Source organism: Spirosoma agri, assembly GCF_010747415.1.
GTDB classification, from domain to species: Bacteria; Bacteroidota; Bacteroidia; order Cytophagales; family Spirosomataceae; genus Spirosoma; species Spirosoma agri.
In genome coordinates this window covers 3,645,795-3,668,868 of sequence record NZ_JAAGNZ010000001.1, presented here as the reverse complement: position 1 = coordinate 3,668,868, position 23,074 = coordinate 3,645,795, and the positions used below count along the sequence as shown (strand labels likewise).

Annotated in this window: 12 protein-coding genes; 10 read left to right on the top strand and 2 right to left on the bottom strand. The window is 51.9% G+C overall.

The features are described from left to right. Positions 1-70: 70 nt before the first annotated feature. Positions 71-2,599, bottom strand: a complete 2,529-nt coding sequence (gene nirB / locus GK091_RS15205; protein WP_164039868.1) for a nitrite reductase large subunit NirB — start codon at positions 2,597-2,599, stop codon at positions 71-73. Positions 2,600-2,875: 276 nt separating this feature from the next. On the opposite strand from nirB, the gene cobA reads away from it, so the two are divergent. The 6 genes from cobA (at position 2,876) to GK091_RS15175 (ending at position 12,073) form a co-directional block, all read left to right on the top strand. After that, positions 2,876-3,634 (top strand): uroporphyrinogen-III C-methyltransferase, encoded by a 759-nt coding sequence (cobA, locus tag GK091_RS15200; protein ID WP_164040826.1) that lies wholly within the window; start codon positions 2,876-2,878, stop codon positions 3,632-3,634. Positions 3,635-3,641: 7 nt separating this feature from the next. Continuing rightward, the gene (locus GK091_RS15195) at positions 3,642-3,902 is read left to right on the top strand and encodes a hypothetical protein (protein WP_164039865.1); all 261 of its coding nucleotides are present in this window, start codon (positions 3,642-3,644) and stop codon (positions 3,900-3,902) included. Between the two features lie 44 nt (positions 3,903-3,946). After that, positions 3,947-5,497: an alginate export family protein gene (locus tag GK091_RS15190; RefSeq protein ID WP_164039863.1), complete on the top strand. Its 1,551-nt coding sequence runs from the start codon at positions 3,947-3,949 to the stop codon at positions 5,495-5,497. 66 nt (positions 5,498-5,563) lie between these two features. Next, positions 5,564-6,871 (top strand): NarK family nitrate/nitrite MFS transporter, encoded by a 1,308-nt coding sequence (locus GK091_RS15185; protein WP_164039861.1) that lies wholly within the window; start codon positions 5,564-5,566, stop codon positions 6,869-6,871. A 78-nt stretch (positions 6,872-6,949) separates the two neighbouring features. Then, positions 6,950-10,489 (top strand): nitrate reductase, encoded by a 3,540-nt coding sequence (locus GK091_RS15180; protein WP_164039859.1) that lies wholly within the window; start codon positions 6,950-6,952, stop codon positions 10,487-10,489. Positions 10,490-10,606: 117 nt separating this feature from the next. Then, entirely contained in the window at positions 10,607-12,073 is a 1,467-nt protein-coding gene (locus GK091_RS15175; RefSeq protein ID WP_164039856.1) for a rubredoxin domain-containing protein, read from the top strand. Between the two features lie 30 nt (positions 12,074-12,103). Here the strand turns inward: GK091_RS15175 and GK091_RS15170 are convergent, their stop codons facing one another. Further along, positions 12,104-14,590, bottom strand: a complete 2,487-nt coding sequence (locus GK091_RS15170; protein WP_164039854.1) for a helix-turn-helix domain-containing protein — start codon at positions 14,588-14,590, stop codon at positions 12,104-12,106. Positions 14,591-14,725: 135 nt separating this feature from the next. On the opposite strand from GK091_RS15170, the gene GK091_RS15165 reads away from it, so the two are divergent. From GK091_RS15165 to GK091_RS15150, 4 genes are all read left to right on the top strand, one after another. Next, positions 14,726-15,784, top strand: a complete 1,059-nt coding sequence (locus GK091_RS15165; protein ID WP_164039852.1) for a Smr/MutS family protein — start codon at positions 14,726-14,728, stop codon at positions 15,782-15,784. Between the two features lie 238 nt (positions 15,785-16,022). Beyond that, complete coding sequence (locus tag GK091_RS15160) at positions 16,023-17,444, top strand: DUF4403 family protein (RefSeq protein WP_164039850.1); 1,422 nt, start codon at positions 16,023-16,025, stop codon at positions 17,442-17,444. A gap of 733 nt (positions 17,445-18,177) precedes the next feature. Next, a complete protein-coding gene (locus tag GK091_RS15155) occupies positions 18,178-21,369 on the top strand; it encodes a SusC/RagA family TonB-linked outer membrane protein (RefSeq protein WP_164039848.1) in 3,192 nt (1,063 codons plus the stop codon). 27 nt (positions 21,370-21,396) lie between these two features. Beyond that, positions 21,397-23,049, top strand: a complete 1,653-nt coding sequence (locus tag GK091_RS15150) for a RagB/SusD family nutrient uptake outer membrane protein (RefSeq protein WP_164039846.1) — start codon at positions 21,397-21,399, stop codon at positions 23,047-23,049. The last annotated feature ends 25 nt before the right edge of the window (positions 23,050-23,074 follow it).

Here is a 23,074-nt window from a genome sequence, read left to right as displayed (position 1 = left end):
GTGGAGTTTTGTACTGGTGTAAACCGAATCGGGTGCAGCGATCGGAAATGGCTTCTGGCCATTGCCTCGTTTATCGCCACTCTTTCGCCCGTTTCTGATCGCGCAGGGCGTCGAACTGAACCGTGGGATCGTATTGCTCCGGTACGTTCACGAAGTGCGCGAACCGTTGGCGGAGTTCAGGATTTTCCACAACTTCGGTCCATTCGCACTTGAACGTATCGACCAGTAATTGCATCTCGCGTTCCAGGTCAGCCGCAATGCCCAGCACATCGTCGATCACCACCGCTTTGAGGTACGTCATGCCCCCGTCCAGCTTGTTGAGCCAGGTAGCGGTGCGGGTCAGGGGGTCAGCCGTTTTGATGTAGAACATCAGAAACCGGTCGATGTAGCGAATGCAGGTTTCCTTATCAACATCAGACGCCAGTAACTGAGCGTGTTGCGGTTTAGAACCGCCATTGCCGCCGATATACAGATTCCAGCCTTTTTCGGTCGCAATGATGCCAAAATCTTTGCTCTGGGCTTCGGCACATTCGCGGACACAGCCTGATACGCCCGATTTAAGTTTGTGCGGAGACCGGATGCCTTTGTAACGTTCCTCAATCTCGATCGCGAACGAAACCGAGTCCTGAACGCCGTAGCGGCACCAGGTACTGCCTACGCAGCTTTTCACCGTGCGCAATGATTTACCGTACGCGTGACCACTCTCGAAACCAGCCGCAATGAGTTCTTCCCAGATTCGGGGGAGATCGCCCACGTGCGCTCCGAACAGATCAATGCGTTGACCGCCCGTAATTTTGGTATATAACCCGTATCGTTTCGCAACCTGCCCGATCGCAATCAGCTTGTCGGGGGAGATTTCACCCCCCGGAATGCGCGGCACCACCGAATACGTGCCACCTTTCTGGATGTTCGCCAGAAAACGGTCGTTGGAATCCTGGATGGTTGCCCGGCCTTTTTCCAGAATATTCTCATTCCAGAGACTCGCCAGAATAGACGCTACGGCTGGTTTACAGACCTCGCAACCGTCGCCATGCCCGAACTGATTCAGGATAGAGCCGTAGGATTTCAGGTTATTGATCTTGACCAGATCCAGCAGTTCCTGACGTGTGTAGTCGAAATGTTCGCAGAGAATGTTCCGGACATAAACGCCCTGCTGCTTCATGACCCCCAGAATCAGGTCCTTCACCATGGGCGTACAACCGCCACAACCCGTGCAGGCTTTGGTCGATTTCTTCAGCGCATCGACCGTGTTGTGGCCTTTTTCGCTGATTTCGTGGCAGAGCATGGCTTTGGTGATGGCTTCGCAGGAGCAGATCAGCGCATCGTCGGGCAGGCTCATCACGCCAGCGCCCGCATCTTCGCCCCCGCGCGATCCCAGGATCAGGTCTTCGGGGTCGGGTGGGAGGATGGTCTTATTTTTGCACGTCTGCAACAGCATATTATATTGCTCGGCATCACCTACCAGAATACCGCCGATCAATTCTTTACCATCTGCCGATACATTGATCCGTTTGTAAACGCCCTTGGCTCTGTTTTCGTAAACGATGGTGCGGCAGGCGTGCGTGCCTGACTCGGCCGCAAACGGGTCGCCGAAGCTAGCTACGTCCGTACCGATCAGCTTGAGCTTGGTCGACATATCGAAGGGCTTGAACTCCTTCTCGTCGCCCAGTAGTCGCGAGGCTACCACGTCGGCCATTTCGTAGCCGGGAGCCACCAGACCGTAGATCATGTGGTGAACCACCGCGCATTCGCCGATGGCAAAAATGGTGGGGTCGGATGTTTGCAGAAAATTATTGACCAGAATACCTCCGCGCGGATGCGTATCTAAACCGCTGGCTTTGGCTAGTTCGTCGCGTGGCCGGATACCCGCCGAAATAACCAGCATATCGACTTCGAGCAGGGAGTCATCGGCGAACCGCATCCCGGTTATGGCATCGTCGCCGGTAATTTCCTGCGTACTCTTGGACAGGTGGATATGCAGCCCCAGCGATTCCAGCTGGCGTTGTAAAATACCCGAGCCCGCATCATCGATTTGCCGGGGCATCAGGCGCGGGGCAAACTCAACGACGTGCGCTTCTTCCAGACCCAGATCCAGCAAGGCTTTGGCCGCTTCCAGACCAAGTAGTCCACCGCCCAGTACAGCCCCTTTGCGCGCTTTTCGCGCGTACGATTGAATGAAGTCGAGGTCTTCGATGGTACGATACACGAAGACGCCGTCTTTCTCGACACCCGCTACCGACGGCACGAACGCGCCCGACCCTGTCGCTAGAATCAAATAGTCATAGGGTACTACGAGCCCATGGTGAGAACGGACCTGTTTGCGTTCCCGATCGATGTCCACGACCGGATCGGTCAGGTAGAGATCAATACCGTTTTCGGCGTACCACCTTTCGGGTGCCAGCGTCAGGTCATCGGCTGATTTTCCGGCGAAATAGGCACTTAAATGGACGCGATCGTAGGCTACGCGTGGTTCTTCGCCAAAAACCGTCAGCGAAAAGTGGTGTCCGTTTTTGTTCTTGGCTATCAATTTCTCGCAGAACTTGTAGCCTACCATGCCGTTGCCAATGACGACGATACGCCTGTTTGTGTTGTCGCTCATAGTTTAAATTGACTATATCAATGAAACAAACCTGTTTTTAAATAGTGTTATTCTAAGAATTACCCCCGTAGCTCTTAAAATTTGATAGGTCAAAACTAAACTGTTTTTTGGGAAAAACATAGAATATTGTTTCGTTTTAGCTAAAATTTAATCTAGTTTTTGCGAAATAGGTATTGTTTTTCAAAATATCACTCATAATTTTGAGCAGTTATTAGAACAGAACGCTTTTACTGGTTATAGTATTATTTAACTATGAAAGCTAAACCTTATCAATCGATGCAGCCAAAGCTTACACTCGTGGGGGCGGGTCCCGGCAACGGCGAATTGATCACCTTGAAAGGGATCAGGGCGCTCCGGCAGGCAGATGTTGTTTTATACGACGACCTTGCTAATGACTCTTTACTGGATTTTGCACCTGAATCGGCGCTGACAATGTACGTTGGCAAACGGGCCGGCAGAGTGTCGCTATCACAGGACGAAATCAATACGCTGATCGTGCGTCTGGCGCAGGAGCATGGTCATGTGGTGCGGTTAAAAGGGGGCGACCCGTACGTATTCGGGCGCGGTTTTGAAGAATATGACTATGCGCGTCAGTACGGCATTCAGTGCGAGGTGGTACCGGGCGTATCAAGTTGTATTGCTGTACCCGCATCGCAGGGTATTCCGGTCACAAGCCGGGGCGTCAGCGAAAGTTTCTGGGTCATTACGGGGACGACGCGCCACGGCGAACTGTCCGACGATCTGCGGCTGGCCGTTCAGTCAAAAGCTACGGTTGTCGTGCTGATGGGGCTGAGCAAGCTAGCCGAAATCTGCGCTATGTACTGTGAAGCCGGTCGTGGTCATTTGCCGATGGCGGTCGTGCAGAACGGCACGCGGGCTGATGAACAGAGTGTACTTGGTCAGGTCTGGAACATACCTCAATTGGTGGCAGCACAAGGCGTGGGGGCGCCCGCTGTACTCATCATTGGCGACGTGGTTTCCCTGCATCCGTCTTACCTGGCGGAGTGCATGCGTAACTTCTCTATGGCCTGCTAGGTAAGGGTTGTGGCGTCCGACAAAACAGGAATTCAAACAAAAAAAGCCGATCCGGTGTGGGGGCACCTTTGGATCGGCCAAACAGGATTGTTTATGCGAAAAACACAAACGCTTCAAAGAAAATGAAAAAAAGCAGGTAAAGCAAATCCGCGTCTTCACGCCAATGGTGCGGCAACAGCCCACCCATCCTCGCCCTTTCTTCGTCAGAACGATCGATCCCGGTCTGTTCGTCAAGCGCTTATCCTATCTGGATAAGCCCGCTCGCTAGTGCTTCTACCGTTCATTTTCGTCTTAACCGGATTGTCTATTGCTATGAATTATACCGTTAATCGGATAGTAGCCCTATGGATTATTCTATTGGCTACTCAATCGAAGTTGTCTGCGCAAGTCTCGCTCGTCGGGCAGTTGCGCACCCGAACCGAACTGCGGAACGGGGTTGGTAATCTGGTTCCCAACGGTAGCCCGGCTGCGTTTTTTACGTCGCAGCGCACCCGGCTGACGTTTGGGTACAAGTGGGATCGTATCCAGTTTCAAACGGCGATTCAGGATATCCGCGTCTGGGGTCAGGATGCCGCTACGATCAACAATGCTGATGGAAACCGGCTCATGGTGCACGAAGCCTGGGCCGATATTACGCTCATCAACAGTGCCGATACGACGATGAACTTTAAGCCGATTCAAAACTTATCGTTGAAAATCGGCCGGCAGGAAATGATTTACGACGATGCCCGCCTGATCGGAAACCTGGACTGGCTTCAGCAGGGCCGCCGATTCGATGCCGCCATCCTGAAAGGGCAGCACAAGGGTTGGGCCCTCGACCTGGGTGTTGGGTTTAACCAGAACACAGATGCATTCGGCGTGGTGGGTGATTATTATACGGCAGCCAACGCACCCGCTTCGGCCCTGTCTACCAACAACGTAACGCTGGCCGTACCCGCCGGTTTCCTGCCGACAGCCGGCAAAGGGGGTGCCCCGGTTTTACTGACGCCATTGAGCACGAACGGTCAGAATCAGCAGTTCAAATCGTTCCAGATGGTTTACCTGGCGCGCACGTTTCGCGGGCCGTCGTCGGGGCAGACCAAGTTCTCCGCGCTGTTCTTCAAAGATGACTTCCAGAAGTATCGGATCGACTCGCTGGGCAATGCCGCGCAAGGCTACGTATATGGGAGACGTTATGACGTGGCGGGTACGAACTCACGTATGACGTATGGTGCTATGCTGACGGGTTTGCTGGGTGGACCTTCATCTCGAATTGGGAAAATCCAATGGCAGGCGTTCGCGTATGGCCAAAGCGGTAAAGACCGCGATGGACTGAGCATTCGGAAGGCGTATCACTACGGCGCCAACGTCATGATTCAGAAAGGTCCACTGAGCTTCGGACCGGGTTATGAACTACTATCGGGCAACAATGCCACCACCATTCAGGCCGGAGAAACCAGCCGATTTGATCCCTTGTACGGAACACCACACAAATTCCGGGGTAATATGGATTATTTCTACGCGGGAACGGGATCTCCTACGGGTGGGTTGAAAGATGCCTTTCTGAAATTCAGGTACACGGGCAATCGCCTGACAACGGGTCTGGATGTCCATTATTTTTCGCTGGCAGCTCCTACCTACAACAAACTGCCCGATGCCCCCGCGGGTGCGCTGATCGACTCGAAACTAGGTATCGAGTATGACTTTATTGCGACGTACGCCCTCAATAAGTTTACCACCGCCGAGTTTGGGTATTCGCTTATGAAGGGAACAAATAGCCTGGAGTACGCCAAACAGGGTACTATGGACCAGAAACGTAAAACCGGGACCTGGGCTTACCTGATGATTAACATCCGCCCTGACTTTTTCGCTATCAAAAAATAATCGGTCGTCGGGTCAAAAACCAACGCTAAAGAAACACAACACAAGACTTTCTAAACGCACACAACCATGAATGCATTCGTTAATAAGCCGCTCGAAAAGCTCAATGTTCTTAGCTTCAAAGGGATTCAGATGCGCACGTTCCATATTACGTGGCTAACCTTCTTCGTCTGTTTTTTCGGCTGGTTTGGACTGGCTCCGCTGATGCCCGCCATCCGGGCCGACCTGGGCCTGACCAAACCCCAGGTCGGGAACATCATCATTGCTGCCGTGTCGGCAACCATTTTTGCCCGGCTGATCGTCGGTAAACTCTGCGATACGTGGGGACCACGTAAAACCTACACGGCGCTGCTCGTGCTGGGATCATTACCTGTGATGTTTGTCGGTTTGGCGCATGACTACACGACATTTCTGTTGTTCCGCCTGGCGATCGGCACCATTGGAGCCTCCTTTGTGATCACCCAGTTTCACACGTCGATGATGTTTGCCCCGAAAATTAAAGGAACCGCCAACGCCGTAGCGGGTGGCTGGGGCAATCTGGGCGGTGGCATTACCCAACTGGCGATGCCGCTGATCATGGCTACCATTGTCGGGTTCGGCTACACGAAGCCCGAAGCCTGGCGTCTGGCGATGATTTTTCCGGGCGTTCTGATGCTGATCATGGCGTTTGTCTATTACCGGTTCACGCAGGATACACCCAATGGAAATTACGGATCGCCTGAAGTTGAACGGACGGTGGTAACGGGTGAGAAGGTAAGTTTCTGGAAGGCTTGCGCTGACATTCGGGTATGGGCATTGGCGCTGGCATATGGCTGCTGCTTCGGGATGGAAATTACGTTCGATGGTGTGGCTGCGCTCTACTTCTTCGACAATTTCAAGATGGAAGAAACGCAGGCCGGTTTCTGGGCGATGCTGTTCGGCGGGATGAACATTTTTGCCCGGGCACTCGGCGGTATTGTGGCCGATAAAGTGGGCAATAAATACGGTATGCGCGGCAAAGGCTTGCTGCTGGCGGCCATGTTACTGCTGGAAGGGGCGGGAATTATGCTATTCGCCCAGGCGGGTAACTTACCCATGGCGATTCTGGCGATGATCACTTTTGCGCTGTTCCTGAAAATGTCGAACGGGGCTACCTACGCGATCGTGCCTTTTGTAAATCCAAAAGCCGTGGGCGTCATCTCGGGTGTCGTTGGTGCGGGCGGAAACGTCGGTGGTATGCTAATGGGCTTTCTGTTCAAGTCGCCGTCGATCTCGTACGGACAGGCTTTTCTCTACATTGGCTGTATCGTAGCGGTCATCGGAATGGTTCTGTTCCTGGTCAACTTTAACAAATCGGTGGTGGTCGAACCCGCCGAAGCCGAATTGCAAACTGCGTAACCCTATACGAATGCGGTGTTGTCGGGCGGGTTTCGACCCGCTCTGCAACCCGTTTACTCTACTCAATCAGGACGCATCATGACTCACCAAACTACCTGTTGTTATTGTGGCGTTGGCTGTGGAATTGTAGTCAAACAGGAGCAGAACGGGCGGTTGAGCCTGGAAGGTGATACGCAACACCCATCCAGCAAGGGTATGCTTTGCTCGAAGGGGATGAACCTGCATTACACGGTCATGGACCAGTCGGATCGCCTGCTCTATCCCCAGATGCGGCTCAACCGGTCGATGCCGATGCAGCGGGTGAGTTGGGAAGCGGCTCTGGAACGCACTGCCGCCGTCTTCAGGACATTTATCCAGAAATACGGCCCTGATTCTGTTGCGTTCTATGTGTCGGGGCAGTGCCTGACCGAAGAATATTACCTGGTCAATAAGCTCATCAAAGGGTTTATCGGCTCCAACAACATCGACACGAATTCCCGGCTTTGCATGAGTTCGGCGGTGGTTGGGTATAAACTGTCGCTGGGTGAAGATTCGGTGCCGGTTTGTTACGATGATATTGACGAAGCGGACTTATTTTTTGTCGAAGGGGCCAATCCGGCCTGGTGCCACCCGATCCTGTGGCGTCGTATCGAAGCGCGAAAAGCGGCTAATCCGAACGTGAAAATCATCTGTATCGATCCTCGAAAGACCGATACTGCCCGCTCGGCGGACCTGCATCTACCGCTTCGGCCCGGCACCGATATTGTGCTCAATAACGCCATTGGTCGGTTGCTGATCGAGCGAAATTACATTGACAACGAGTTTATTACTAATCATGCCGATGGTTTTTTAGCTTACCAGGAGCAGGTAAGGCAACGCTCGATCGAGGAAGCCGCCGACATCTGTGGCGTTTCGGTCGATGCGATTCGAACGGCGGCTGAGTGGATTGGCCGTTCGAAGGGGTTTCTGTCGCTCTGGACGATGGGCCTGAACCAGTCGGTGATCGGCGTCAACAAAAATCTGTCGCTGATCAACCTGCACCTGATCACGGGCCGGATCGGCAAACCCGGCAATGGTCCTTTTTCGCTGACGGGTCAGCCGAACGCGATGGGTGGCCGCGAAACAGGTGGCCTGGCGAACAGTTTGCCCGCCCACCGCGACGTGACGAATGCCGCCCACCGTGCCGAAGTGGAAGCGTTCTGGAATAGTCCGGTCAAGATTGCCGCTAAACCCGGTTTGACGGCCACTGAAATGGTCGAAGCCCTGGCTGACGACCGCTTGAAAGCCATCTGGATCATCAACACGAATCCGTTGGTTAGCCTCCCTGACGTGAACGCAGCCGAAAAAGCATTGAAAAAGGCTCGTTTCGTGGTTGTGCAGGATGTATCGAACCGGGCCGATACCGTACAGTTTGCCGATGTCGTGCTGCCCGCTGCGGCCTGGCTCGAAAAAGAAGGAACAATGACCAACGCCGAGCGTCGGATCACGTACTTGCCAAAAGTGCTTGATGCACCCGGCGAAGCGCTTCCCGACGCCGAAATCATCTGGCGATTTGCGCAGAAAATGGGCTTCGGCGCTGATTTTACCTACGCGAATGCATCCGAGGTGTATGAGGAATACACGCGCATTACCGCCGGAACGAACGTCGATGTAACGGGCGTTAGTCATGCGTTGCTGCGAACGAAACGTACGATACAATGGCCCTATCCGGCACAAAGCGAGGGGAGCGGGATAGGGGAGACCGGGACGAAACGACTGTTTACGGATCATCGCTTTTACACCCCCAACCAGCGGGCGCAGATTCACGCGGTTCCCGACGAAAATACGTCCGAACCCATTGACGAAGACTTTCCGCTTGTCTTAACGACTGGTCGTATCCGCGATCAGTGGCACACCATGACCAAGACGGGCCGGGTTGCCAAACTGAACCAGCACAGCGCGCAACCCGTCCTGCAAATTCACCCCGAAGACGCCCGAGTTCGAAACATTGAGGAAGGCCAGTTAGTGGAGGTGCGGGGCCGGCGCGGGCACGTGCGTGTGAAGGCGCAACTGACGGAAGATGTTCGCGTTGGGTTGTGTTTTCTGCCGATGCACTGGGGTAAGATGCCGGCTGGCGCGCCGGGAATCAGTACCCTGAACCGGGCCAATAATTTGACGAATTCGCTCGTAGACCCGCGCTCGAAAGAGCCGGATTTCAAGTTTTCGGCGGTTGAGGTCGTGGCGTATCGGAAACCCGTTGAGAAGATTATCATCATTGGAGCTGGTTCGGCTGGTTTGGGCTTCATCAATACGTACCGGACGCTGAACAGTAACGACGAAATCCACGTCTTCTCCAAGGAGATTTATCCCTTTTATAACCGGGTTCTGCTGCCCGACTACATCAGTGGCGAGCAGAGCTGGGAGCAACTTGTCAAGCTTCGGGAAGATCAGTTTGCCGACACTAACATCGTTGTTCATAAAGGCGTTGGCATTGCGCATATCGACCGGGCTTGTAAGGTCGTTACGGATACCAATGGCATTGAACATCAGTACGATAAGCTTCTGTTAGCAACCGGTAGTCGCGCGTTTATGCCCAAAGGCGTACCCCGTCTGCCCGGCATTTTCAACATGCGGTCCCGACTCGATGCTGATTCTTTATTGCCCTTTCTTGATCAAAAGTCACCCCAGGCTGTTGTGGTTGGGGGCGGTTTGTTAGGGCTGGAACTAGCGGCTTCGTTGCGTCAGATTGACGTTCGCGTGGCGCTGATTCATCGATCAGGGCGGTTTATGGAACGTCAGCTCGATGCGCTCGCCAGCGAATTGCTCTATCTTGAACTGCTGGACCGGGGCATTGAGGTATATTTCAACGAGGAAGTACAGACGTTTGCCGGAACCACCCGGCTGGAAGGCGTTACGCTGAAATCGGGTCGAAAACTGCCCTGTCAGGTAGTGGTGATGGCGATCGGAACGGAGCCGAACATTGAACTGGCCCGTGCCGCCGGGCTGACCTGTAACCGGGGCGTCGTCGTGAACGATTACCTGCAAACGGCTGATCCCGACATTTTTGCCGCTGGCGAAGTAGCCCAGTGGAATGGTCAGATGTGGGGTGTTACACTGGCGGCTGAGCAACAGGCCGACATTGCCGCTCGCTTTATCGCGGGCGATATTTCACAGCCGTATCGCGGAAGCCTGTCCATGAATATCCTCAAGATGGAAGGGCTGCATCTGTGTAGTATCGGCATCAGTGAAGTACCCGCTGGCCCCGCAACAGCAGCCGGAGCCGATTATGAGGAAATTGTCTTTATCGATAAAGCGAAACGGTATTATAAGAAGTGCATCGTTCAGGCCGATAAGCTTGTCGGGGCCATTCTGGTCGGCGATAAAAATGAATTTGCCGAATTCCGTGACCTCATTGCCAACGGTCTTGAACTATCCGACAAACGACTGCAACTGCTGCGGGCCAGCAAAAAAGTGGACCCGGTGGAAGGTAAACTAGTTTGTTCCTGCAACACCATCGGGCAGGGAAATCTGGAACGTGCCATTCAGGCTGGCTGCACCGATTTTCAGCAGCTTTGTCAGAAGACCGGGGCTGGAACGGGCTGCGGTTCGTGCCGGCCCGAGGTGCGGAGTATTCTGGAAAAAATGAACGTGCTGGCGTAGAGACCGCACCGGCGGACCGGCCATCCCTGGCGTCTCCTGACCGGATGGGTTTATTGCTGACGCACATGAGACACCAGGGATGGCCGGTCCGCCGGTGCGGTCTCTACACAAAAAACTATGCGCGATTACTATACCGTAAAAATCAATATGCCCGCCGGGATCGTATCGCCCGGTACGTTGCAGACCATCCTGACCCTGGCTCACGACGCCAAAGTTCGGACCGTGCGGTTTGGAGCCCGTCAGCAGTTGCTGATGACGGTCCATTACGAAGACATGCGATTTTTGGAAAAAGACCTGAAAAAGCACCAGATCGTCTATGAAGTCAACACGGAGCAGTATCCGAACATCATTAGCTCTTACTGTGGAGAAGATGTGTTTCGGACCGGAGCCTGGTTGCGCGAGAGCGAATACCATACCGTTCTGGATCAGTTTGATTACCAGCCCAGATTAAAGGTCAATCTGTCTGATTCGAACCAGAGTTTCACGCCGTTTTTTACCGGAAACCTGAATTTTATCGCTTCGTCGGAACCCCATTTCTGGTATCTGTACGTCCGTCCCAAACAAAGCAATACCTTATTTCGATGGCCAACATTGATCTACGTGAACGACCTCGGGCGGCTTGCCAAAGCGGTTGAAGAGGCCATGCTGGACCAGGGTCACCGTGACGAAGAGCAACTATACAAAGCCGTAACTGCAGAACAGTCATTTATTACACAACCGGCTACGGATGAGGTCCATCTCCCCGAATTTTCGCTGCCCTATTACGAAGGATTCAACCGATACGGACAGCGTTCGTGGCTGGGTCTTTATCGTCGGGATGAACAGTTTTCGATTGCGTTCCTGCTGGATGTCTGCGCCGTATGTTTGACGACCCGGATTGGTGAGTTATGCGTGACGCCCTGGAAATCGCTCATTATCAAAGGGATCGAAGAGAAAGATCGGGCTGCCTGGTCGTACATACTGGGGAAGCACAACATCAACGTGCGCCACGCGGCCAACGAACTGGCCTGGCAAACGGAAGACCATACCGACGAAGGAACGCAGCTTAAACATTACGTGCTGCGTTACTTCGAGAAGCACGACACGCGAACGTTCGGCCTCTGCTTTGGTATACAGACACGGCCAAAATCGGAAGTGTTCGGTTCAGTGCTCGTACGGAAACGGCCACTGCTTCAGATCGGCCAGTTAGCGCTGATCAGTGTCTATGATGTCTACTACACCGACGCGTTCAATCCCAACAGCCGAACATATCATCTGTTTGAAAAGGGGTTATTGAAGATACACCTGCCCAATCAGATAAACCGTTTGTGCCGTACGTTCAATACCCGGCGCGCGCAGGAACGTACCGCAATCGTTCGATTGGAACCGGAAAAGCCAGAACCTACGTTTGTGCCCGTTTCGATTGTGTATCAATGCCCGCATTGCTACACGGTGTACGACGAACAATACGGTGACGTGCTGAATGGCATTCCGGCCGGAACCGCTTTTTCGGAACTACCCGGTGACTATTGCTGCTCCACCTGCGATGCCCCGAAAGCCGATCTGACCGAAGTGGAGCAGGAAATCAACACGCTACCCGTATAAACGTACCCGGAAAGTCATATCGATTGGTAATTATTCATCGGCTAGCCCCAGTTCGGCCCGCATGGCGTTTCTGACAAACCGGATTTCGCTGTACGTTACTCCGTCGCCAATGGCGTTGAGCACGTCGGACAGATTGTCAGGCTGATAGGTTTCGAGGTAGGAGCGGATGGCACGGATGCGGTCAGCTGGCAGCACATCGTCAACCGACAGATCGCCGGATGTGATGCATTTGGCCAGATGACTTTCGATCGTAGAAACGGATAAACCACGCTCAGCCGCGATATCCGCCATTGTTTTGCCCGACTGGAAAAGGGTCAGCGTAACGGTCGCCGATGGAATTTTTGGTTCTTTTGGCTCCTTCGGCGCTTTGGGTTCCTTCGGCGTCTTCTGTTTTGGTTCTTTCGCCGATTGACGTTCTTCGCTCCGGGCGGCATGGGCCTGAATGATCGTCAGAATGTCGGCCCCCACTTGCTGTACTTTCGTTTTTCCGAATCCTTTGATTGCCAGCAGTTCGTCGGTCGAAGTCGGACGGATGCGCGCCAGTTCGGCTACGGTCTTCTGTGGCAGAATCATGTAGCCAGACGTATTGTGTTCACCCGCTATCTCATTCCGCCACTTCATGAGCGCACCGTAGAGGCCACCACGAGACGAACTATCGGATGGTGTTTCGGTTGGTTGGGGTTCAATCTTTCGGCGCTCGGGCATAAAGTCGAGCTCGGCCCGGTTACGTGCCTGCAAGTACAACAACGCGCTGAACCCATTGCGACTGCTTTCGAAACTGCGGAGTTTGCTGAACAGCTCTTTCTCTAGCTCATCCAGAAGCTCCAGCATGCTTTCGCGCGCCTGTTTGTTGTCGCAATCGGTTGGGCAGCGGTAAATGATCGGGAGCAGTTCGTCGGCCAGTAAGGTCTGGAAATACGCACTTGCCTTGCGGACACGTTCCTGTAGCGACTCGTTCGTTTCGGGCAGAACGTCACTGGAAAAATAGACTAACAGCTGCTGTTGAAACCGATTCCCTATGTCCATTGCCTTGGCGCGTATGCTATCGGCAAGCTGGGTGAGATTCACATGGAGTTCATCGGGAAAGCTGGCTAGGTGCTGGTTAACGATCCGTCGGCAGCGGTATACCAGCGAGTTGGCCCGTTCAAAGGAAAATAACTCCCGCAATAGGTACTCCTGATTCGTTCGCTTCGATTCTTCGAGGTGTTGCTGGGTGGGCGTCTGCTGCTGAACCTGCTCATGAAAGTCCTCCAGCGTTTGCTCCGTTTTGATGCTGTGCGATGGAATGGGCGTCCGCAGCACCAGTCCTTCCAGACTTTTACAGCGGCTCAGGGCCACGTAAACCTGCCCGTGCGCAAACGCGCCCGACGCATCGATGATCGCTTTCTCGAACGTTAGCCCCTGGCTTTTGTGGATCGTAATGGCCCAGGCGAGTCGTAGGGGAAATTGGGTGAATTTGCCGATTGGTTCAGCTTTGATCTCCTTCGTTTCCGGATCGAGGGTGTAGCGTGTATTGGTCCAGTCTGCCGGGTAGACGGCAATTTCGTCGCCATCCTGCTGGCTGCGCACAAAAATCACCCCTTCCTCCATATCCGTTACCTGCCCAATCTTGCCGTTATAATACAGTTTATCGCGGGAGATGTCGTTTTTGATAAACATCACCTGAGCCCCAACTTTCAGGTCGAGTTCGGCTTCGGTCGGATAGGCGTGGGTCGGAAAATCCCCTTCGACGATGGCCGTAAAGGAATGAAGTTTTGTTCGTAGGGATTCCAGCTTCTGGCTATTTATCTGCTGGGCCGTTGTATTGTGGGTCGATAGCGTAATGTATCCCTCTGTATCTTTCGGCTGAAAATTAGGGATGTAGTGTTGATTGAGTTCGTCCAGTTGCAGCCGGGTCACGGTTTTCTCCCGAATACTGTTCAGCAGATTGATAAACCGTTCATCGGACTGACGATAAATATGGGTCAGTTCGATCGACACGTAAGGCGTCTGTTGCAGAGCTTTGCTTCCGAAAAAATAGCCGGTGTCATAATGCGGGCGCAGCAGAGCCCAGTCGTCATCCCGAATAACGGGCGGTAACTGCTGCATATCGCCGATCAGCAGTAACTGAACCCCACCAAACGGTTGGGTGTTGTTCCGATAGCGCCGGAGCACTTCATCGATACCATCCAGCACATCGGCCCTGACCATACTGATCTCGTCAATAACGAGCAGATCGAGGGTGCGGATCAGGTTGATTTTTTCGCGGTTGAACTTCCGGGTTTCGCGTTGCGTCGAACCCGGTACGAGCGGACCGAACGGTAGCTGAAACAACGAATGAATGGTAACCCCCCCGGCATTGATAGCCGCTACCCCCGTTGGAGCCACTACCGCCAGCCGCTTGGCGTTCGACTGCTTGATCTGATGCAGAAATGTCGTTTTGCCCGTTCCTGCTTTGCCCGTCAGAAAAATATTCCGGTTTGTATGCAGAACGAAGTTGGTGGCAAGATCAAGTTTTTCGTTTACGGCGACGGTCATAGTACGGTTGGTATAATCAGGCAAATTTAATCGTTGTACCTTTGAAAAGCGATTGCTAAGAATATAAAGACAGTAACAGGATTTCCGGTTGAATCAATCCAATTGCGCGGGTAATCCTGTCAAAATTTAACGTGTATGAATATCGGCGATAAAGTCCGGTTGCTTCGGGCAAAAGAACAGGGTGTGGTGTCGCGGTTTTTACCGGGCAACATGATTGAAATTGAAATTGAGGATGGGTTCCGGATTCCGGTCATGCGGTCGGAACTGGTGCTGGTTTCGCCGTTGGAGGCCGAGCGATTATTAAAGCCCAGTATCTTTGAACCGCAGAAAACAGTGACCCCGTCGGCACCCGCTATTCTGTCCAACCAGGGGATTTATCTGGCTTTTATTCCCGTCAACGATCGGGAGTATACGCTTCATCTGGTCAACAACACCGATTGGGATTTTCCCTACACGCTGGGCGAAGAATCGGCGGGTGCCGGGGGCGGTGTGCAGTTTCGTGGTCTGCAAAGTGGGGTGCTAAAGCCGAAGGGACAGCAGAAAATGAACGATCTGTACGCACATGCCAAGTTTGAAGAATGGCCAACGTTCGTGGTCCAGGGATTATGGTTTCGGGCCGGTAAAGCCTCGCTACGGGCACCGCTGGTCAAACGATTTAAAGCGCGGGCGGCTACGTTCTTCAAAGCCAAAACGACGGTTCCCGTGCTGAATCAACCTGGTTTTCAGACCCAGCTGGATGCTGATGTGGCGGTCGATAGTTCGTCGGGAGCGTCGCCGGCAGCACCCGCAGCCAATCGGGGAGGGAGCAATGTCAGTACGCAGCATCGGCCCGCGACGATTCGGCCGGAAGATCTGAAAGCCGAAATGCTCAAGCCCAAATCGGAGTCGATCGGATCATCCATCGAGCGGCCCTCATCGGTCGTTGATCTGCACACGGAAGCGTTATTGCCCAGTGGGACGGATAAACGCACCTCGGCTGATCTCCTCAAACTTCAGCTCGACACGTTCGACCGTTCCCTTGAAAATGCGATTGCCAGTGGTATGCAGGACATCACGTTCATTCACGGGGTTGGGAGCGGGGCGCTCCGAACGGAACTGCATAAACGACTGGGGAAGCATCCGAACGTACGCTTCTTCGAAGATGCCCAGAAAGAGAAGTTCGGGTATGGAGCCACGAAAGTGACAATTAAATAGCGAATCTGGGAAGCCATTTTCCGGTTTGCCTGGTTTGATTATCTAAACAGACTCCGACCGTTTGCAACACGTAGCAGTGCCGCAAACGGTCGGAGTCTGCCATAACGTCAATTCGTTCGTTCTGTATGTTGTATCGTATGCGATATAAGTGGGTTGCTCCCTACCGTTCAGCGAGCAATCTTACATAATCGTTACTGAAGCCATTTCTAGCGTTTAGCTGCCAAATTAACCAGTTAGTATGAGTCGTTTTTCAGTGGTTCGTTCAGCGTGTCTTGGGCTGTTGATCATCACTAGCATTAGTTGCCAGCCTTCGGCTGATCGTCTAAACCCAAAAGCACCTAAAGAAGCCTATAATACTACCGAAATGGAAGTCCGTAACGAACGCTTTTTGTCTACTGTACACGTGCCTGTATCCATTGCGCTTGGGGATGTTGAACGCCAGATCAATGCGCAGGTTAACGGGCTGATCTATGAAGACAATAGCCTCGATGACAACAACAAAGACAACTTCATGACGAAGGTCTGGAAGCGGGGCACCATCATCATCAATGCGCAGGACAGCCTGTTTCATTTTACGGTTCCCCTGAAGATCTGGGCCAAAGCGGGCATAACGGTATTGGGGTTCACTCAGTACAAAGAAACCGAATTCGAGATCGATCTGCGGTTCAAAACCAAATTTGACCTTGATCCCGACTGGTCTGTTCACACCCAGACGCAAGCGGATGGATACGGCTGGGTACGTCGGCCAACCGTGAGTGTCATCGGTTTGAATATTCCTATAACGAACATCGTCGGGCGGCTGATCGATAAGAACCTGGGCACGATCACCAAAACGCTCGATCAGCAGATCCGCCGGAATATCGACCTCCGAACGCCCGTATTAAAAGCCTGGAACACCCTACGCGAACCATATCTGGTTTCCGAAAAATACCGAACGTATTTGCAGGTTGTGCCCAAGCGCGTGCTCATTACGCCCCTTCGGTTTGAGGGGCGTACTATCCGGGCTACGATTGGTATCGAAGGGTTTACCCTGACAACGACTGGTGCCAAACCCGATGTTCGTTCGGTCGTGTCGCTGCCTGATCTAACGGTGGTATCGCAGGTGAAGGACGATTTTCAGATCGGTCTGCTCAGTGAAGCCAGCTACCAGGAAGCAACCCGCCTTGTTGCCGACGAATTTGTGGGCAAATCGTTCTCGTTCAACGAAGATCGGTACAAAATCACGGTGACGAGTATAGAAATGTATGGACAGAATAACAACCTGATCATTAAAGCCGGTCTGAAAGGAACGATCAACGGAGATGTTTATCTGCGCGGACGACCCTATTATGATGCCGCCAGTCAGACCATTTCGCTCAAAGACCTCGCCTATGATCTGGATACGAAAAACATTCTCCAGCAATCAGCCAGCTGGTTGTTAAAAGGCACCTTTGCCCGGACGCTGGAAAAGCAGTTCACGATTCCGGTTGGTTCGCAGATTGCCGACATGCAGAAGCTTCTCGGGGAAAAACTCAGGAATAACCAATTGACCAAAGGAGTTGTCGTCAATGGCCGGATTGATGAAATTCGTCCCGATCAGGTTTATCTAACCCCAACTGCCCTGTTGGCCGTAGTGAATGCCCGTGGCCGAATCGACGTGAAAGTGGACGGATTACAGTAAAATAGAGTCCACTAAACGAAATGTGTAGTATCGGTTGTCGAGGCTGGTGCTACACATTTTTAGTTTCACGGTCAGGCGTTCGCCATTTCTCCACGTCCGTGGTCTATATGCTCGTGTGCAGCATCCGGGCATTCGTCACCTGGTAAAACCAGTTTTACATCGCATACGATTCCTGGAATTCACTGACACAAGGTAGCCCATCAGCCCTGTGCTGGATTTACTGTGGACAGTTTTGCAGAAGTCTTCCCGGAAATTTTATTTAGAATCTATCGTTAATTATCTAATTTTCTATCTAAAAGAAAGAAAGATTTGCCTTGTATAAAATTTAATTATGAAATATTGTTTAAGTACAATTAATTCTATGGTAATGTATGAAAATATTGATTTAATTAAGTAATTATACTTAAAAAATGTCCATTTGACTACGATTTGATGGTTAATAAAAAAGGTACTTTTCTAATAGTAGCTTTGTGTGACCAATTTTAGTTTTATGTAGAAAAAGATGCTATTTTGGCTGATAAATAGAGGAAATAATTTTATTTATTGCGATTTTGTCCCTACTATATTCTATATATGGCACTAAGTCAAAATTATATTTTGTGCGCGGAAGTACAGTTCTTTACCTTAAGTTTTATGATATTTTCAATATTGAACTTTGAAATAAACGTTGTCGTATCTACTTTTGATGGATAATTACCTTAAGTAGTCTAACCTAATTTACACGAAGTCGAAAATGATAAGAAAATTACTTTTGAGCTTCTTGCTAGTGTGCTCAACGTGGGCTTTTACCTGGGCTCAGGGACGGACTGTTACCGGTAAGGTATCCTCCGCCGAAGATGGCACCACACTTCCCGGTGTATCCGTAGTTGTAAAAGGAACCACCACCGGTGCCGTCACCGATGGAGAGGGTAATTATTCGATAGCGGCCCCGGCAAGAGGTGCGCTGGTGTTCTCCTTCATCGGCATGGCCACCAAAGAAGTTGAGATTGGGGCGAACTCGGTCGTGAACGTTAGCCTGACAAGTGATACCAAACAACTGTCGGAAGTTGTTATCACCGGGGTTGGCGTGGCTACCGACAAACGGAAAATTGGTATCTCGGTTGAAGCGGTCACGGCTAAAGATCTACCCCAGACGCCGTCAGCTTCGGTCGATCAGGCGCTGATCGGTAAAATTCCGGGTGCCCAGATCACCAGCCGGAGCGGTACGCCCGGTGCGGACGTAAACATCCTGCTGCGTGGTATCAACACGATCAACCGGGGTACGCAGCCTATGATCCTGATCGATGGTATTCAGATGGGCGCTACCAGTCTGCAAACGATCGATTTAAACTCCATCGAACGCGTTGAGGTCGTACAGGGTGCGGCTGCGGCTACGATATACGGGGCGCAGGGTGCCAATGGTGTTATCCAGTTGTTCACCAAAAAGGGGAAGAACGGTCAGATGAACATCGATTTTTCGTCGAGCATTGCCCAGAATACCTTCCTGAATAATGGCGGCCTGAGCAAAGCGCAATTGCACGCGTTTGCTACCGATGCCAACAACAACATTATTGGCTCATCGGGCAGACCAATCGTGTATGATGCAGTCAACGGCGTTTATTCCGAGAACGTACAATACAACTCGACGGACCCGACGGCTACCAACAGCAAGCCATACGACGCCAATCTGCAATACCACGATCACTTCGATTATTTCTTCAAACCGGCTAATACGATCAACAATAGTATCGCCATCACGGGTGGTAGTCCGAAAGCCGATTTTGGCCTGTCTGTTTCCAATAGCCACCAGGAAAGTAACATTCGGGATAATGGTTACTGGGATCGGAGCAATTTATCCGCTAACATCGGTGCACAGTTAGCCAGAGGGCTTACCCTGCGGTCGATCACGCAGTTAGCCTATACGAAGAGCACGCTGAAATCACTGGACCGGACTATTCTGTACAGCCTGCTGAATGCCTATCCATTAGCTGACTTCGACCTGACAACTACAGATGGGTCTATTCCGCTGAGTATGAACCAGACGATCGGTATCAACGCGTCTAACCCATCGTACCGGCAGGCGTATACCCGTAACAACGACAATAAGGTCGACATCATTCAGAACCTGAACCTTAACTACAAGTTTCCAAAATACGTTGATCTGGATTTGAAATACGGATTGAACTACCAGACCCAAAACCGTGATTTGGAGTACATGAACCAGGCCAACAACGCCAACAACAAATTTTGGTTAACGCAGGGAACGACGAACTATATTTCTAATTACAACACCACGAACACCGGTGATCTGACGAAGTACGTAAATAGTAAAGTGTTCCAGAACTTCCTGGCTTCGGCTACGGCTTCTTTCGATTTTAAAGATGATTTTCACCTGAATCTTCCGATCAAATCGACTACGCAGGTCTTGTTCGACTGGCGTAATAGTAAGGTGAAAGAGTACACGAGCGCATCCATTGGCCTGCCCGCTGCCTACGCACCGTATAACGCGGCCAACACAACCTCATGGCGTGTGTACCGTGACTATCTGGAACCATTCATCACCTATGGTTATCTGATCAACCAACGGTTTGAAATTGGTGAATTTGCTGGTTTCTCGGGTGGTTTCCGGAGCGATTATTCGTCTGCGTTCGGTCAGGGTTCCAAGCCCTTTACGTTCCCTCGTGGCGACGCGTATCTGCGGTTGTCATCCCTGAAATTCTGGGAGAACAGCGCCGTGAATAATTTCCTGCCTGAGTTGAAACTACGCGCAGCTTACGGTCAGGCGGGTATCCAGCCGCAGCCCTTCGACCGGTACGTAACCATTACACCAACAACAGTAGGTAACACTACGGCATTCTATTATGCAAACGGACAGCCTAATCCGGCGCTGGGCGTAGAGGTATCGGAAGAACTCGAACTTGGAACCGACATGGTATTCAGTTTATTCAAGGGTAGCAACTGGTTGAACGCCATTGCCCTGTCGGCTACGTACTGGAATCGGAAAACGAAAGACGCCATCTACCAGATTGACGTAGCGCCTTCTGTCGGCCTGGGTAAGCTAACGGATAATGCCTTTACCTTGGGTTCGAATGGTCTTCAGATGTCGTTGAACTCAACGGTTTATCAGGGGGCTAATTTTAAATGGAATACAACCGTCAACTTTGGGAAGCAGACTTCTGAGATCCTTGCTGTTCGGGGTGATGCACCGATCGTGGTTACGTCCAATGCCGGTAGTACGAACTACGTGTTGAAGGCGGGTGAAAAAATCGGTCAGCTTTATGGTTACAAAACCATCCATAGTGTCGATGCGCGGGATGCGAATGGTAACCCATTCATTGCCACGGCCGATCAGGAAAATTACACCCTGGCCAGCAACGGGTTCGTCGTCAACAAAGCAACGAAACAACCTTACTTCACGGCGGACAAGTTCAGCTTTGGCGATCCAAACCCGAAATTCAACATGTCGTTTATCCAAGATGTGACCTTCAAGAACTTCCTGACGTTTGGCGTTCAGTTTGACTGGGTGAACGGTAACCACCTCTACAACCAGACGAAAGAATGGATGTACCGGGATGGTATCCACAGCGATTACACGAAGCCCTTCACCATCGATGGCCAAACGGGTGCCTGGACGGCTTTCTACCGGGGTATCTACGCACAACGGACAGCCAATGGCACCAAAGATTATTTCTACGAAGATGCTTCATTCCTGCGGTTGAGAAACATCTCGGTTGGTATCGACTTTGCGAAAGTGTTCAAGATTCCGGCAGTTAAACGCCTGCAATTGGTCCTGTCGGGCCGTAATCTCTGGACGCTCACCAAGTACACCGGTTTCGATCCGGAAATTAGCTCGGGAACGTCGAACTCGGCCTGGGATCGGGGAACCGATCACAGCACGATGCCAAACTTCAAGTCGTACCAGGCTGCTTTAAACTTTGGTTTTTAACGAAACCCACCTCAAAAAACTGATCGTATGAATAAGCTAAAGATACTTGCCTTGACGGTGGCGTTCTCCGGGTTCATGGCATCCTGTAAAGAACAACTGGACGTTAAAAACCCCAACCAGCCATCGTCAGCAGCATTGAAAAGTGAGACGGGTTTAGTCTCCTTCGGGGAAGGTTTTTACATAACCGGTTTCAAAGACGTAAAATACTACGATGGCGTTCCGGGTTATTTCTGGTCGGGAGCCATTGGCAATCACGAATTGATGGGCGACGTGATCGGAACGGATATTGCCAACGTCTTCATCAATCAGATTGGGGCTCCGAATCAGATCACGCTCGACGATGGTACGATCCTGCTGAACCCGAACTCGCCGAATAAGCAGATCGACTTTATTCGCATTACGGCGAACGTCAACTCGACGGGCTTTCAGAACTCGACGTACTACGAGTGGGCATACATGTACAACATGAACAATGCGGCCAATACGATCCTGACGAACATTGACGCGGTTACGTTTACCGGGGCCGCTGATACGAAAAAGGGCGTACTGAAAGCGTGGGCGTACTGGTGGAAAGGGTATGCCTATTCTCGAATTGGCTCTATGTACTATGCCGGTATCATCAATGATAAGGCAAACGGTGAGGCCCTGAATGGCACGAACGGTAATTACGTGGCCAAAGAAACCATGATTACCGAAGCGAACAAAAGCTTCGATGCCGCTTCGACAATTCTGGCCGGTTTAACCGTCAACTCCGATTACACGGCAACGATGGAGGGACTCATTCCGAGCTTCAACCGGGTTGGCAGAGGGGGTGTGTTATCGCCCGCTATGTGGATACGCAACATCAACACGATGAAAGCCCGGAATCTCCTGGTCAACACCCGTGTTAGCGCGATGACGGCTGCTCAGTGGGCTGAACTTATTACGTTGACAACGAACGGCGTTCAGGCATCTGATTTTGTCTTTACCGGCCGGTCAAACACCGCCGGTGATTTCCTGGCCCCGACGACCGGAACCGTCTCTGCCAAAACAACCGGTGCCGGAAATACATATAAGATTACCGAGCGTCTGATTCAGGATTTCAAGACGGGTGACCTTCGGTTTACGAACAACTTCAGACGAAGAACGGCTCCATACATTGGTGAAACGTCGCGCGGAAATTCGTTCTTTACCCGCTACGACCTGATCAATCGGGGTGCTGCTGGTTCAGAAGGAAGTGCATCCGTTATCTCGTATTCAAATACGAATGCAGGTGGGTATGAATTATACCTGGCGAGTTCGTACGAAGAAAACCAGTTGATGCGCGCCGAAGCGTTGATCAACACGGGCAAAATCGAAGATGGTCTTGCCCTGATCGATGAAGTGCGTAAGGCGCAGGGCGCAGGTCTGGCTGCCGTTGCCGGTACGAGCCTGACCCTGGATGCGGCTAAAGAAGAACTTCGTCGCGAACGGCGCATTGGGTTACTGTTCCGGGCACTGTCTTTCTACGATGCCCGCCGTTGGGGATTGCTGGAAACAGGTCGGAAAGGGGCTGTCGCGCTTAGCCGCACCGGTGTCGTTAGTACGAACGCAACCATCACGTATGGCTATCTTGATTACTGGGATGTACCCGATAACGAAATCGTTTACAACCCGCCAACCAGCGGAAGCGCACCAACGAAAAATCCAAAGGCGAATTAACGGGTAATCGTTTGCCGTGCCGAGC

Excerpts from the sequence above, each read along its gene's own strand:
- nirB (WP_164039868.1), bottom strand. The coding sequence starts at position 2,599 with ATGAGCGACAACACAAACAGGCGTATCGTCGTCATTGGCAACGGCATG.
- cobA (WP_164040826.1), top strand. The coding sequence starts at position 2,876 with ATGCAGCCAAAGCTTACACTCGTGGGGGCGGGTCCCGGCAACGGCGAA.
- GK091_RS15190 (WP_164039863.1), top strand. The coding sequence starts at position 3,947 with ATGAATTATACCGTTAATCGGATAGTAGCCCTATGGATTATTCTATTG.
- GK091_RS15185 (WP_164039861.1), top strand. The coding sequence starts at position 5,564 with ATGAATGCATTCGTTAATAAGCCGCTCGAAAAGCTCAATGTTCTTAGC.
- GK091_RS15180 (WP_164039859.1), top strand. The coding sequence starts at position 6,950 with ATGACTCACCAAACTACCTGTTGTTATTGTGGCGTTGGCTGTGGAATT.
- GK091_RS15175 (WP_164039856.1), top strand. The coding sequence starts at position 10,607 with ATGCGCGATTACTATACCGTAAAAATCAATATGCCCGCCGGGATCGTA.
- GK091_RS15170 (WP_164039854.1), bottom strand. The coding sequence starts at position 14,590 with ATGACCGTCGCCGTAAACGAAAAACTTGATCTTGCCACCAACTTCGTT.
- GK091_RS15165 (WP_164039852.1), top strand. The coding sequence starts at position 14,726 with ATGAATATCGGCGATAAAGTCCGGTTGCTTCGGGCAAAAGAACAGGGT.
- GK091_RS15160 (WP_164039850.1), top strand. The coding sequence starts at position 16,023 with ATGAGTCGTTTTTCAGTGGTTCGTTCAGCGTGTCTTGGGCTGTTGATC.
- GK091_RS15155 (WP_164039848.1), top strand. The coding sequence starts at position 18,178 with ATGATAAGAAAATTACTTTTGAGCTTCTTGCTAGTGTGCTCAACGTGG.
- GK091_RS15150 (WP_164039846.1), top strand. The coding sequence starts at position 21,397 with ATGAATAAGCTAAAGATACTTGCCTTGACGGTGGCGTTCTCCGGGTTC.